We start from the raw sequence: 13,683 nt of genomic DNA on the forward strand, positions 1-13,683 counted from the left end.
ATCTCCCGACAGGGTGATTACATACGGCGCACGCCAAGCTATGGCCACCCGCCAGGGCGGCTGGCCTACGATCCCGCAAGTGGTGAACACCGGCGGCGATGTGATACCGATCACAATTGCGTCGTCCGATTGCCAAGGGTACACGTCAAGATCGCTTTGCTGAAAGGGCTCAAGCTCAGCGTTTCGAGTCCGTGAATACCACGGGCAGGTCGTCGTGCCGCTGTGCCACATGGGTGCCGAAGCCGCGGCTTATGTGCTCAATGGTCTCGCACAGCCATCGGGATTCGCTGCGCGCGGCCGATTCGAGGCGCATGCGCCGCACCCGCAGCGGAATCATTCTCACTTCCATCACGTCGACATCGATGGACACCAGATACAGCAGACGAAGATCGGGGCGGTACCGCTCATAGCCACGGATGCCCTCGTAGTCGTCGATGACATCGCCGCACCCGTACAGAATCGGTTTGCCCCGATAGATTTCGATCGGCCGCGGATGGTGTGCGGAATGCCCGTGCACCAGATCGACGCCGGCATCGATCAACCGGTGCGCGAACTGCGTTTCGCTCGGCGGCACTCCGTAGCCCCAGTTGGGGCCCCAATGTATGGAGACGATAGCGATATCGTGAACACGCTTATGCGCCAGCACTTCTGCCGCCACCTCGTCGGCTGCGCGAACACTCGGCGAATAACCGACCCGCCACAGCCCTGGCTGATCACGACCTGCGGCCCAGCATTCCGGAACCCCGCTCGATCCCGCCGCGACCGAGACGATCACCACCCGACGTCCGTCCTCGAGTGTTGATATCGCCGGGGCCAGGGCGTTGTCGAGATCCGCACCCGCTCCGACGCGGTGGATGCCCGGGTAATCGAGCGCTTCGAGGGTGTCGGCCAGGCCCTGGATACCGAAATCGAGGATGTGATTGTTGGCCAGTGCGCAGACGACCGGTGCGACAACGGTCAACACCGGCACGTTGTCCGGGTTCATCCGGTAGTGGATGCCTTTGACGGGGTCGAATGCGCCGTCGGCCGTGATCGCGGTTTCCAGGTTGATCAACCGCACGTCGGGGTCGAACTGCGCCAGGATCGGCAGAACATCACCCCACGGCCGGCGGAAATCCACCGGACGGGCGAATGGGCCGTGCACACGCTCGGCCAACTCCACATATGTCCGCGCGTCGTCGACATATCGTTCGCGCAGCCTGGGATCGCCGGGATGCGGCAGAATCTGATCCACTCCGCGGCCCAGCATGACGTCGCCGCCCAGCAGCACCGTCGCCATACCACCATTGTCGATCATTTCCGAATGCATGGAAATCAGAAATTCCAGTGGCCGTCCGCGCGATCCGCCACAGTGCATAAATAAACATCGTCGTGCAGCGCTGGCGATAGCCGGTGGCACAGTCTTAAGATCAGAAAGTCGGGGAATATCAGTGAGCTCGACAATCGGCGAGTCGCGTCCGCGTGACGAACTCGCCGGAAGAAGGCATCATGATTATCAACAGGATCCACAGCACCGGCACGTGCCGGCTACTGGCTAATTTCGCGCTTGTGGGGGCCGCGATCGCGATTCCTACGACGGCGTCAGCGATTCCTGCTATGGCGGCACCAACGGCTGCACCCGGCGTGGTGCAGACAAATTTCCCTCAATGTGGCAGCGACGACCCATGGTGTAATCGCGACAGCCAATGGACCTTGAACAATGGCAAGGAGAGCGACAGCGAGGACGAAGAATGCGAACCCCCAGCCTGGAACCAGGGCTGGAAGTCAGGCGGGAAAGAGGGCGAGAAACAGGGCGGGAACCACGGCTGGAACAACATGTCACCCAATGGCTGGTTCAGCAAATAGCTGATTGAACGGACACAGCGCCGAGGAGCCCACCGGTCGACAGCCGCTGCGGCAGGACAACGGAATCGACGAATCAGCGGCCGAAAACGCTGGCCACGATCTCGGTGGCCCACCTGTTCATCGGCGTCACGATGTTCACGTGGACCCAGCGAACGGGGCGGACGACCAGCGCCTGCCAGGCGACGGCGATCGCGGCGAATACCGGACGCAGGATGGTGCGGTATACGGCGCGGCACGGGATCACCACCAGGACGCCGACGATGATCGTCGCCGACCGCCACGCGTAGCGAAGGGTCGCGCGCAGCATTCGCCACAGCGGGCGCAGGATCCATCGCCACAGCAGCGAGAGCGGCCGGACGATCAGGTACTCGAACACCGTGCACAGCATCGTGAACACGGCGGATGCGATAGGGAGCAACACCTCTCGCGTCAGCCATACCGCCCCGGGTCGCAGCACACGCCGCCACAGAAACTCCTCCACCGCACGGCGCAGCGGGCGCAGGAGGAAGTCGAGCAGCAACGCACCGAGCGGGGTGAGGACCATGCCCCAGAGGACGTGCTGGAGCAGCCAGCCCCAGAGGAAGTCCTTGACGAACGCCCATGCGGGGCGCAAAACCCAGTGAAAGGCGATGCGGCAGAAGGGATCCAGCAGTTCGGTCCATATGAAGTGCAGCACGGCCAGCGCGAGGCGACCGAGTAGTCCGACACCCTCCCAGAGCAGACGCACCGGAATGAGCACCGCGATGGCGATCGCTCGCGCAATCCACTGGCCCACCGAAACATGCTCGGACGAACGGGTATTCGGTGTCGACATGCTCGTGCCCCCTGCTGTGCGGCCGATCCGGGAGTACCGCGGCGATCAGCGACGGCCGGGTGAAAGGTCCGGGCGTCCCATACATTCGAGCATGCGGACACGGTCCGGTCATGAGTAGAAGTACTGCATGTCCGGTCCAGACCGGCGGTAGCCTCGCGCGCGTGCCATGCCCGCACCGGTGGGTCCGAGCCGCATCGAACCGTGGTCGGTCGCCTACCTTGCCGGAGCCCGAATCAGTCGACTCCGCCTGCGGCCTCGTGCGCCTGCGCTATCTCACCCAACGCCGCGACCAGCAGCTCCGCGTAGGCATCGATGTCCGGCAGCACCGTGGAGTCGGCGTGGATCGAAATCGTGATCGTCGCGCCACGGCCCTCGGTATCCGCGCTGAGGCCGTGCACGCCGTGGGTCAGGTGCATGACCGAGCCCAGTGCGGGGAAACCCGCGGTGAACAGGACTCGGCCGCCGCCGAAAGTGAGGTCGGCGGGGCCGCGATGGACGCTGGAGACCACGGTGTGGCCCGCGATCGAATCGGGGACGGTGTCGAGCGGGTAGCGATCGATGTCGCGACGCAGCAGGGCGGCGGGGACGACGGCGGTGACTCGGTCTTGCGCGGCGAGCAGCGGATGCCCGGCGCGGGCTATCCGGTCACCGAGCGCATCGGCGATGCGACGCGAGCGCAGGCGGATATCGGGTTCGCCGACGAAGAGGTCGACGCCGAGGCTGCGGTAGTTGTTGCGGGGCGCGGACGCCCCTGGCAGCGACATCGGCACCTGCGCGCCCAGCCGATCCACCTGTGCACCGCGTGAGTGGAGGTAGCGCGTGAGCGCGAGTGATACCGCGGTCAGCACGACCACGGTCACCGTCCGGTCGGGGATGCGCAACTGATCCGGCGTGCGAACGATCATGCGCACTCGATGATCCGAATCGCCGACCTCCGCCGAGGGGTTGACCAGGCTGGGCGTGAAGTCCGGCCCCGGCGCGGGCACCTGCCCGGCGGCGGTGAGCTCGGCCAGCTCCCGCTGCGACCGGTAGGCGTGATAGCCGCGCACGGCGGTCCGCATCACCTGGATCGGCATCCGCAGCAACCCGACCGCGGCAGCCGTCCTAGCGGCATCGAGCAGCGCGAAGCCGGCGGGCGCCGACCTCGGCGGCGTCGTGCGCGGTCGGGAGCCGGTGCGCTCCTGGTCGGCCGTATCGGACTCCGAGAACAGCGCGCGGGCGATCCGCGCGGCACGTCGCCCGTCGGCGAGGGCATGCGACATCTGGAGCACCACCACGGTCACTGGAGCCGCATCGGGCGGCTGACCCGGTACTCCGATGACGTCACGGAAAAGGTGCAATCGCCAGGGGCGCACCGCCGCATCCAGGACGGTACCGAGTAGTTTGCCGAGCTCATTCAACACAGTCGGCCAATTCGATTCCGTCGGTAGGTGTTCCACAAATTGCTCGGCGGCGAAATCGCAGGGTATCCATGAGGGATAGCCCAGATCCGCGGGCACTTCACGCAAGCGAACACGCAAGTCGGGTATGCGTGCGCTGCGCCGGGCAACCAGCTCACGCAGCTCCGCGGCCGGACTGCCGGAGTCGGCGAAGCAATACAGCAGAAACAGATCATTGCGAGTGCGCTTCGACAGCCAGTACATCGTCGCGTCCTGGGGTGCCACCGAGCTCACCCCTCGAACAATATCGGCCGTTGTTCGCGGCGGCCTGAGCGGGCGGGCCGGTGCTGAATGATCTTGTTCCGCAGCGGCGTTCGGTGAAACCTATCGATTCTGACCAGTTCCTCTGCTACCGTCTGTAGTAGAACAAAATCTCACTCACCCAAAGGGCGGGGTGTCGATCATGGCTGGTCAGATAGGTAGCAAGCTCAGCGCGCAAGCCGATGCCGCGGACGAGCGATACCGGGCTGCGGCATTCGTCAAACGGTCGATCAACAAGGTCTTCCCGACCCACTGGTCGTTCCTGCTCGGCGAGATCGCCCTCTATTGCTTCATCATCCTGCTGCTGTCGGGTGTCTACCTGACCCTGTTCTTCGATCCGTCTATGACCGAGGTCGTCTACAACGGCGCCTACCAGCCACTGCGCGGCGTGACCATGTCGCGGGCCTACGAAACGTCGCTGAACATCTCCTTCGAGGTGCGCGGTGGCCTGTTCGTCCGCCAGGTCCACCACTGGGCCGCGCTGCTGTTCGCGGCGTCGATCATCGTGCACCTGTTCCGTATCTTCTTCACCGGTGCGTTCCGCAAGCCGCGTGAGGCGAATTGGGTGATCGGCTCGCTGCTGCTCATCATGGCGATGTTCGAGGGATTCTTCGGTTACTCGCTACCCGACGATCTGCTGTCCGGCACCGGCCTACGCGCGGCGTTCTCCTCGATCACGCTTGGCCTACCGATCATCGGCACCTGGATGCACTGGCTGATGTTCGGCGGCGACTATCCGGGCAACATCATCATCCCGCGCCTGTTCATCGCGCACGTGCTGCTGTTCCCTGGCATCATGCTCGCGCTGATCGCCGCGCACGTCGCGCTGGTCTGGTACCAGAAGCACACCCAGTTCCCCGGCCCCGGCCGCACCGAGAACAACGTGGTCGGCGCGCGCATCGTGCCGGTGTTCGCCGCGGACCAGGGCGCGTTCTTCGCCTTCACCCTCGGCATCGTGGCGATCATGGGCGGCCTGCTGCAGATCAATCCGATCTGGAATATGGGCCCCTACAACCCTTCTCAAGTCTCCGCGGGTTCACAGCCGGACTTCTACATGATGTGGACCGACGGCATGATGCGCCTGATACCACCGTGGGAGCTGTATTTGGGCCGCTACACGGTACCGGCGCCGGTCTGGGGCGCGCTGATGATGGGACTGGTGTTCACACTGCTCATCGCCTACCCGTGGATCGAGAAGCGGCTGACCAGAGACACGGTCGCCCACAACCTGCTGCAGCGCCCGCGAGATGTACCGGTGCGCACCGCAATCGGCGCCATGGTGATCGCCTTCTACGTGGTGCTGACCCTCTCGTGCGTCAACGACATTCTCGCCTACAAGTTCGACATCTCCCTCAATGCGACCACCTGGATGGGCCGGATCGGCATCCTGATCGCCCCACCGATCGCGTACTTCATCGCGTACCGGATCTGCCTCGGCCTACAGCGCAGCGATCGGGCGGTGCTCGAGCACGGCGTGGAAACCGGCGTGATCAAGCGGCTGCCGCACGGCGAGTACATCGAAATCCACCAGCCGCTCGGCCCGGTGGACGACCACGGCCATCCGATTCCCTTGGAATACCAAGGTGCGCCGGTACCGAAGAAAATGAGCAAGCTCGGCGCGGCGGGCAAGCCTGGCACCGGCGCCTTCCTACTCGCCGACCCCAGGCAGGAGTCCGAGGGCAACCTCGCGGTCGAGCACGAGGAAGAGCGCAAGCAGCTCGCCGTGCTGCGGCGGTATCAGGACCAGGTCAACGGCCACGCCGGTAACGGCCACGGGTCGCACTGAGTTGGGAGCCCGAGGTCTGCACACCGCCCCTGAACAGCGCGAAGGCCCCAAGTCCTCTTCGACTCGGGGCCCGTGCTGGCCGGTTCGACGCGACTTCGGTTAAGCGCGACCGAACTCCCCCGCTGCTACTCCCGTTAGGAATGCGTCCCATTCACCCGGCGCGAATGCCAGCGCCGGACCACGTCCGTTGTTCTTGGTGTCGCGAACCGCTATGTTGCCGTCGACGAGAAATGCGACTTCCACGCAGTTCCCGTCGGGACCACTGTGTGTGCTCTTGCGCCACACAGCGCCCGTAAAATCAACCTCCACGGCACTAGCTCCTTTGCTGCGTCGAGAACGAGAATTCTTCTGACATCGCTCTAACTAGCACCGGCACTCGGCAGGAACGCCGAATCCCGTGGTGCGCCTAGTGGTAGCGCGCCGCTTTCACGGTGCGTCGTGATCGCACTGCGCTCGAGGTGGAATACACCCCCGGGGTTGCCCCCGCGGGCTAAAGACTAGCAGGTTCATCGATAATTTGCCGATCTCTTGCCGGTTCAATCATCGCATTTGCCAATCTTGCGAAGATGAAAAGTTGCGGGGACATTGCCGGGCGGTGACTTTCATTCGGACAACAGGTACACCGCTAACTTTTACACCGGTGTGATTACTCCGTGATCCGTCAATTAATCACCAAGGGCGCCCTTCCCTCGACAGCTTCGCAACAGGCCGTGGATCATGAGGGGCATGGTCGAACGCCCCCGCGACGAGGCAGGTCGTGCCCGCAATCCTCGCCCACGCGACAGGTTCGGGCGCCCGCTACCCCCTGGCAGCCCCGGTATACCGCGAATTCCGGATGACCTGAATCTGCCTCCCCAGCAAACTCTTTCCTACGCTCAGCAACTGCTGGATGAAGGCCTGGCATTCAACGCACACGAGGTATTGGAGGCCGCATGGAAGAACGGACCGTTCGCCGAGCGGATGCTGTGGCAGGGTCTCGCGCAATACGCCGTCGGTCTGACGCACATCCAGCGCGGCAATCCCAAGGGCGCGCGCACGCTGCTCGCCCGCGCCGTGACCCGGCTCAGCGCCTACCAGCCGGACAATAGCGGCGAAGCGGAGACCGCCGTGCCCTATGGAATCGACCGTGCGGGCTTGATCGCGCACGCCGAAGCCTTGCTCATCGAGCTGGATTCCGAAACGCCAATTCCCGCTGACCGGCTCAGGCCACAACTACTGAGCTGACCACTCCGCCTACGATGACAAATGTGCGCTTTCCAAATGCGATGACAGGCGCGGGCCGGTACGCACCGAGCCCGTCGGGCGACCTGCACCTCGGAAACCTGCGCACCGCACTGCTGGCCTGGCTGTTCGCCCGCGCATCGGGCAGGCGCTTCCTGATGCGCATAGAGGATCTGGATCGAGTGCGCCCCGGCGCACAGGCGCGGCAGCTGGCCGATCTGGCCGCGATCGGTCTCGACTGGGACGGACCGGTGATCAGGCAATCCGAGCGGCTGCCCCGCTACCAAGCGGCGATCGATCGGCTGACCGAGGCCGGGCTCGTGTACGAGTGCTATTGCACCAGAAGAGAAATACAGCAGGCGGCGACCGCACCGCACGCGCCGATGGGCTTATATCCCGGCACCTGCCGCGCGCTGAGCGAGGCCGAACGTGCCGAACACCACACCAACGGCAGACCCGCCGCACTGCGACTGCGCGCCTCGGTGGCGGAGTTCGAGATCGTCGATGCACTACACGGGCGCTATCGCGGCCAGGTGGACGACGTCGTGCTGCGCCGCGGCGACGGCACGCCCGCCTACAACCTCGCCGTCGTGGTCGACGACGCGGCGCAAGGCGTGGATCAGGTGGTGCGCGGCGACGACCTGCTGACGTCCACACCGCGGCAGGCGTATCTCGCAACGCTGCTCGGACTGCCTGTTCCCCAGTACGCGCATGTACCGCTGGTGTTGAACAAGGACGGAATTCGCCTGGCCAAACGCGACGGCGCGGTGACACTCGCCGATCAACTCGCACTGGGCAACACGCCCGAACAGGTCGCCGCGGCGCTGGCCTGTTCGCTCGGATATCCGCCGTTGTCCCCGATCGAGGTCCTCGCCGGTTTCACACCCGCCGATCTGCCTGACGAACCGTGGATACTCGACGAGAATGGGTTGTTGCAACGCAGCCGATGTCCGTAACGTACGCAGCGACCGATCTACTGATCACTGACGAGGATTGAATATGACAAGCGGTGGGTACGACCCCAACAAGCATCCGCAAGGCGGGCAGCAGTATCCGCAAGGCGGCCAGCCGGATCCGTACGGGCAGCAGCCGCCGCAGTACGGGCAGCAGCCGCCCCAGGATCCCTACGGCCAGCAGCAGCCGCCCCAGTACGGGCAGCCGCCGCAGTACGGCCAGCAGCCCCAGTACGGGCAGCAGCAGCCGCCGCCGCAGTACGGGCAGCAGCCCCAGTACGGCCAGGACCCCTACGGTCAGCCCTATCCGCAGCAGCCGCAGTACGGCGGGCAGCAGGGCGGTTACGGCGGACAGCCCGGTGACATCGGGACCAGGATCGGTGCCCGTGTCATCGACCACCTGATCGTCGGAATCCCGGTCTCCATCATCATTCTGCTGATCTTCGGCTTCAGCAACACCGGCCAGTTCATCAACGGCGCGGTGGTTTCGCTGGCACTGCTCGGCTACTTCGTCGGCATGGAGACCACCCAGGGCACCACCCTCGGCAAGAAGATTCTCGGACTCAAGGTCCTCGCGCCCGGTGGTGCGGCGAAGATCGATCCCGAGACCTCGCTCAAGCGCAACATCTACGTCGCGGCGTCGATCATCCCGTGTGTCGGTGGCCTGATCTCGCTCGGCCTGATCATCTACATGATCATCTCCACCTCGCAGGACCCGAACAAGCAGGGCTGGCACGACAAGTTCGCCGGCGGCACCCAGGTCGTCAAGAGCTGACACGCCTCGCACGACCACGACACACGTCAGGGGCGCACCCGATATCGGGTGCGCCCCTGACGTTTTCGGAGAGTTCGAAGTTCAGGCGCTGCCTGCGATGATCACCACAACAAACCACAGCACCGACAGGGCGATAACGCCGACACCGATCCAGATGCCCGCGAGCGCCATGCCGCGACCTTCCTGACCGGAATCCTTGATCTGATTCAGCGCGATGACGCCGAGGATGATCCCGACGATCGACCCGATGCCACAGGTGACGAACCCGGCCAGGGACGAGATCAGCGCGCCGATGGCCATGCCGCTCGTGCCTTGCGGCTGGGGATAGCCGTAGGGCTGGTACGCATTCTGGTATGCGTAGTTGGGCGGCTGCGGATACGGCTGCGCGACCTGCGGCGGCGTCTGGTAGCTCGGGTACTGCGGCTGCGGCGGCGGTGTCATCTGCGGCGCGGGCTGCTGCGGGTACTGCGGAGCCGACTGCTGCGGATACTGCGGAGCGGACTGCTGCGGATACTGCGGAGCCGACGGATATCCGGACGGTTCAGCGGTCGGATATTGCGGTACCGAGCTTGGTGCGCCAGCTTCCGGCGACACGCCTTCGCCGCCGTATTGCTTCCACCACTCGTCGGAATCGCCGGGCTTCGTCATTGCTACAGCCTAATGGGTACAGCCGCACGCAGTCCGGCCGAAGTCGGCAGCCCCTCGTGCACGACCTGGTTGGATGAAGCGCGTGAGTGAGTCGAACAAAACCGAAGTACATGAAGAGTCTGGGCGCCCCGCGCCGGACCATGCGGCATTCGCCCAGGTCGCGCGGGGGTACTACACACCCATCGTGGCGTTGTTCACCGCAACGCTGATCATTTCCAATATCTGCGCGACAAAAGGCGTCCAGTTCTTCACCGATCATTCGGTGCAGGTCGGGCCCGTGGAGATACTGCCGATCTCCACCGACGGCGCCTTCTTCCTCTTCCCCCTGGCCTACATCCTCGGCGATGTGCTCAGCGAGGTGTACGGCTTCCGTGCCACCCGCCGGGCCATCTACTACGGTTTCGGCGCCCTGCTGCTGACCGTTCTGTGCTTCAGCATCGCCATCCGGCTGCCCGCCGCGGTGTTCTACGAGAACCAGGAGGCGTTCCGCACCGTCATCGGCACCACGCCGCAGCTGGTTGCCGCGGGCCTCGCCGGATATTTCGTCGGCCAGCTGCTCAACTCGGCGACGTTGGTCTTGATCAAGGAACGCACCAGGGAGAACCACCTGTGGGCCAGGTTGATCGGCTCCACCATCGTCGGCGAGCTGGCCGACACCTTGATCTTCTGCTCGATCGCGGCCACTGCGATCGGCATCGACAGCTGGCGTCAGTTCGTGAATTACGTCATTGTCGGATTCGTGTGGAAGACGCTGTGCGAGGTGCTCGTCATGCCGATCACCTATCGGGCGATCGCGATCCTCAAGAAGCGCGAACCGAGCTATGCACCAAGGGAATCCGACCCGCTGCATGTCTGATTCGCGCCCCGTCGTCCCCGCGTCGGCGTCGGCCGGCGGCGGGGCTCACGGGGTCGCGATGCGGCCCTTCCAGACACCGAGGGTCGCGGCCTTGTAGTCGTCGAAGTAACCGCCCTCGATGCTGTCTCTGATGCGGTCGACCAATCGAATCGTGTAGCGCTCGTTGTGGATTGTGCACAGCGTCGAGGCGAGCATCTCCTTCGCCTTGAACAGGTGATGGATGTAAGCGCGCGTGTAATGGGCGCAGGTGTAGCAGTCACAGGTGTCGTCGATAGGTGTGAAATCGCGCCGGAACCTGGCGGTGTTGATATTGAATCGGCCCTCGGCGACGTAGATGGCGGCATTGCGGGCGACCCGGGAGGGGTTCACGCAGTCGAAGGTGTCGGCACCGTTTTCCACTGCGGTGAAGATGTCCTCCGGCTCACTGATGCCGAGCATGTGACGTGGCTTTTCCTCGGGCAGTTCGTCGCAGCACCAGCCGACGATGGCCCCGAGGTTGTGCTTCTCCAGCGCACCGCCGATGCCGTAGCCGTCGAAACCCGTTCCAGCGCTGCCCCGGATCGATTCCAGCTCGCGGCAGGCCTTGCGGCGCAGATCTTCGTACTGCGCGCCCTGGATCACCGCGAACAGCGCCTGATACGGGCGATGGGTGCGCGCCGCGGTCAGCCGCTCGTGCTCCTCGATGCAGCGCTGCGCCCACTCGTGCGTGCGCTGCAGCGACTTCTCTTGGTAGCCACGGGTATTGAGCAGGGTGGTCAGCTCGTCGAAGGCGAACATGATGTCCGCGCCGAGCTGATGCTGGATGCCCATCGACACCTCGGGCGTGAACCGATGCCTGGAACCGTCCAGGTGCGACCGGAAGGTCACGCCGTCGTCGTCGACGGTCGCCAGCCGCTCCTTGCCTTTGGCGATGACGTCGTCGCTGCGCACGTCGACCGCCTCCATCGCGAGCACCTTCTTGAACCCGACCCCCAGCGACATCACCTGGAATCCGCCGCTGTCGGTGAACGTGGGGCCCGGCCAGTTCATGAACTTGCTGAGCCCGCCCGCCTCGTCGACGATGTCCGAGCCGGGCTGCAAGTACAGGTGGTAGGCGTTGGCGAGCAGCGCCTGCGCGCCGAGCTCTTTCATGGTCTCGGGCAGCACCGCCTTCACCGTCGCCTTGGTGCCGACCGGGATGAACGCGGGCGTCGCGATCGAGCCGTGCGGTGTGCTGATCACGCCCGACCGACCGTGCCGCCCGTCATCGAGGCGGTTGGTGACGGTGAAGGAGAAGGATTCGGGTGTGGACACGCTGCCATCCTCTCAGGCGGCCCCTGGTGACCGACGCCGCACGTCGGCCGAGCGATAACCGCAGGTCCGCGACCACTACCAGCAACGCCCGACCTCCGGCACACGACGCGCGACGCGGCGGTCACGCGTCGGCGGCGGCCGCTGCGAATTGGGCGTTGTAGAGGCGGTAGTAGGCGCCGCGCTCGTCGAGCAGGCGCTCGTGGCTGCCGTGTTCGACGATGCGGCCCGCCTCCATGACGACGATCAGGTCGGCGTCGCGGATGGTGGACAAGCGGTGCGCGATGACGAAGCTGGTGCGGTCGCGGCGCAGCGCGGCGGTCGCGTGCTGCACGAGCGACTCGGTGCGGGTGTCCACCGAGCTGGTCGCCTCGTCGAGCACCAGGATGGATGGCTTCGCCAGGAAGGCGCGGGCAATGGTGATGAGCTGCTTCTCGCCCGCACTCACCCCCGAACCCTCCTCGTCGATCACCGTGTCGTAGCCGTGTGGCAGCGCGTGCACGAAGCGGTCGACGTAGGCGGCGCGGGCGGCGGCGAGAATATCCTGCTCGCTCGCGTTCGGATTGCCGTAGGCGATGTTCTCCCGAATGGTGCCCTTGAACAGCCAGGTGTCCTGCAGCACCATGCCGATGCGGGAACGCAGGTGGTCGCGGGTGATATCGGTGATATCGACGTCGTCGATCGTGATGGTGCCCGCGTCCAGTTCGTAGAACCGCATCAACAAGTTCACCAGCGTGGTCTTGCCTGCGCCGGTCGGGCCGACGATGGCAACCACGTGTCCCGGCTCGGCGACCAGCGACAGCCGTTCGATGATCGGGGTCTCCGGTTCATAGCGGAACGAGACGGCCTCGAATTCCACGCGGCCGCGATCGACCGGGCGGGCGTTCTCCATCATCGGGTCCGGCGATTGCTCTTCGGCGTCGAGGATCTCGAAGATCCGTTCGGCCGAGGCCACGCCGGACTGCAGCAGGTTGGCCATCGCGCCGATCTGGGTCAGCGGCTGGCTGAACTGCCGGGAGTACTGGATGAACGCCTGCACCTCACCGAGCGAGATATTGCCCGTCGCCACCCGAAGACCGCCGACCAGCGCCACCAGCACGAAGTTCACGTTCCCGAGAAACATGATGGCGGGCATGATCAGCCCGGAGATGAACTGCGCCTTGAAGCTCGCGTCGAAGAGGTCGTCGTTGCGTTTGTCGAACTCGGCGCCGACCTCGCGGCTGCGACCGAACGCCGTGACGATCTCGTGGCCGGTGAAGGCCTCTTCGACCTGGGCGTTCACTATGCCGGTGTACTTCCACTGGTTCACGAAGTGCGGCTTGGATCGTTTGGCGATCTGCGCGGTGACGACGATGGCCGCCGGGACGGTGAGCAACGCGATCACCGCGAGCAGCGGCGAGATCCAGAACATCATGATCAGAATGCCGAGCACCGAGAACACCGAGGTCAGCAGCTGACTCATGGTCTGCTGCAGGCTCGTCGAGACATTGTCGACGTCATTGGTGACCCGGCTGAGCACATCGCCGCGCGGCGCGGAATCGAAGTAGCTCAAGGGAAGTCGATGCAGCTTGTCCTCGACATCGCTGCGCAGCCGCTTCACCGTGCGGTTGATGACGATGTTGAGCAGGAAGCCCTGCAACCAGCCGAACACCGCCGCGCCGATGTAAAGCAGCAGCACCAGGATCAGCACCCTGCCGAGGGGGGGGCAGTCGGCCCCCCCCGCCGGGGGGAGCGGCCAGGCGCGCCCCCATGTGGGGCAGGTGGTGTTGGCCGTGGAGCCCCAGGGCTCGGTAGC

At 64.8% G+C, this 13,683-nt stretch carries 13 protein-coding genes; 6 read left to right on the forward strand and 7 right to left on the reverse strand.

Annotated elements, in window-relative coordinates; translation table 11 throughout:
- Nucleotides 1–175 precede the first annotated feature (175 nt).
- Nucleotides 176–1,297: a CapA family protein gene (locus ACFU4Z_RS12090; protein ID WP_379061910.1), complete on the reverse strand. Its 1,122-nt coding sequence runs from the start codon at nucleotides 1,295–1,297 to the stop codon at nucleotides 176–178.
- Nucleotides 1,298–1,488: 191 nt separating this feature from the next.
- Here ACFU4Z_RS12090 and ACFU4Z_RS12095 point away from each other — a divergent pair, with 191 nt between their 5' ends.
- On the forward strand, nucleotides 1,489–1,845 hold the full coding sequence (locus ACFU4Z_RS12095) for a hypothetical protein (protein ID WP_379061912.1): 357 nt from the start codon (nucleotides 1,489–1,491) through the stop codon (nucleotides 1,843–1,845).
- Between the two features lie 73 nt (nucleotides 1,846–1,918).
- Here ACFU4Z_RS12095 and ACFU4Z_RS12100 read toward each other — a convergent pair whose 3' ends face one another.
- A complete protein-coding gene (locus tag ACFU4Z_RS12100) occupies nucleotides 1,919–2,659 on the reverse strand; it encodes a hypothetical protein (protein WP_379061914.1) in 741 nt (246 codons plus the stop codon).
- Nucleotides 2,660–2,892: 233 nt separating this feature from the next.
- On the reverse strand, nucleotides 2,893–4,332 hold the full coding sequence (locus ACFU4Z_RS12105) for a wax ester/triacylglycerol synthase domain-containing protein (protein WP_379061916.1): 1,440 nt from the start codon (nucleotides 4,330–4,332) through the stop codon (nucleotides 2,893–2,895).
- Nucleotides 4,333–4,501: 169 nt separating this feature from the next.
- Between ACFU4Z_RS12105 and ACFU4Z_RS12110 the strand changes: the two genes are divergently transcribed.
- The gene (locus ACFU4Z_RS12110; protein WP_379061918.1) at nucleotides 4,502–6,145 is read left to right on the forward strand and encodes a cytochrome bc complex cytochrome b subunit; all 1,644 of its coding nucleotides are present in this window, start codon (nucleotides 4,502–4,504) and stop codon (nucleotides 6,143–6,145) included.
- Between the two features lie 99 nt (nucleotides 6,146–6,244).
- Here the strand turns inward: ACFU4Z_RS12110 and ACFU4Z_RS12115 are convergent, their stop codons facing one another.
- On the reverse strand, nucleotides 6,245–6,454 hold the full coding sequence (locus tag ACFU4Z_RS12115; protein ID WP_379061920.1) for a DUF397 domain-containing protein: 210 nt from the start codon (nucleotides 6,452–6,454) through the stop codon (nucleotides 6,245–6,247).
- A gap of 417 nt (nucleotides 6,455–6,871) precedes the next feature.
- On the opposite strand from ACFU4Z_RS12115, the gene ACFU4Z_RS12120 reads away from it, so the two are divergent.
- The 3 genes from ACFU4Z_RS12120 to ACFU4Z_RS12130 are packed head-to-tail and all read left to right on the forward strand — an operon-like array spanning nucleotide 6,872 to nucleotide 9,094.
- Nucleotides 6,872–7,369 carry a DUF309 domain-containing protein gene (locus ACFU4Z_RS12120; RefSeq protein ID WP_379061922.1) on the forward strand — a complete coding sequence of 166 codons (498 nt, stop codon included), beginning with the start codon at nucleotides 6,872–6,874 and terminating at the stop codon, nucleotides 7,367–7,369.
- A 41-nt stretch (nucleotides 7,370–7,410) separates the two neighbouring features.
- Entirely contained in the window at nucleotides 7,411–8,322 is a 912-nt protein-coding gene (gene gluQRS, locus ACFU4Z_RS12125) for a tRNA glutamyl-Q(34) synthetase GluQRS (protein WP_379062531.1), read from the forward strand.
- A gap of 43 nt (nucleotides 8,323–8,365) precedes the next feature.
- Nucleotides 8,366–9,094, forward strand: coding sequence for an RDD family protein (locus ACFU4Z_RS12130; RefSeq protein WP_379061925.1), 729 nt, complete (start codon nucleotides 8,366–8,368; stop codon nucleotides 9,092–9,094).
- A gap of 81 nt (nucleotides 9,095–9,175) precedes the next feature.
- On the opposite strand, the gene ACFU4Z_RS12135 is transcribed toward ACFU4Z_RS12130, so the two are convergent.
- Complete coding sequence (locus ACFU4Z_RS12135; RefSeq protein ID WP_379061927.1) at nucleotides 9,176–9,742, reverse strand: DUF4190 domain-containing protein; 567 nt, start codon at nucleotides 9,740–9,742, stop codon at nucleotides 9,176–9,178.
- Between the two features lie 73 nt (nucleotides 9,743–9,815).
- Between ACFU4Z_RS12135 and ACFU4Z_RS12140 the strand changes: the two genes are divergently transcribed.
- The gene (locus ACFU4Z_RS12140; protein ID WP_379061929.1) at nucleotides 9,816–10,598 is read left to right on the forward strand and encodes a queuosine precursor transporter; all 783 of its coding nucleotides are present in this window, start codon (nucleotides 9,816–9,818) and stop codon (nucleotides 10,596–10,598) included.
- Nucleotides 10,599–10,643: 45 nt separating this feature from the next.
- Here ACFU4Z_RS12140 and tgt read toward each other — a convergent pair whose 3' ends face one another.
- Both tgt and ACFU4Z_RS12150 read right to left on the reverse strand, forming a co-directional pair.
- Nucleotides 10,644–11,891, reverse strand: coding sequence for a tRNA guanosine(34) transglycosylase Tgt (tgt, locus tag ACFU4Z_RS12145; RefSeq protein ID WP_379061932.1), 1,248 nt, complete (start codon nucleotides 11,889–11,891; stop codon nucleotides 10,644–10,646).
- A gap of 121 nt (nucleotides 11,892–12,012) precedes the next feature.
- The coding region (locus ACFU4Z_RS12150; RefSeq protein ID WP_379061934.1) for an ABC transporter ATP-binding protein at nucleotides 12,013–13,683 on the reverse strand (1,671 nt) is incomplete at its 5' end.

Source organism: Nocardia sp. NPDC057440 (assembly GCF_042802915.1).
Taxonomy (GTDB): Bacteria; Actinomycetota; Actinomycetes; order Mycobacteriales; family Mycobacteriaceae; genus Nocardia.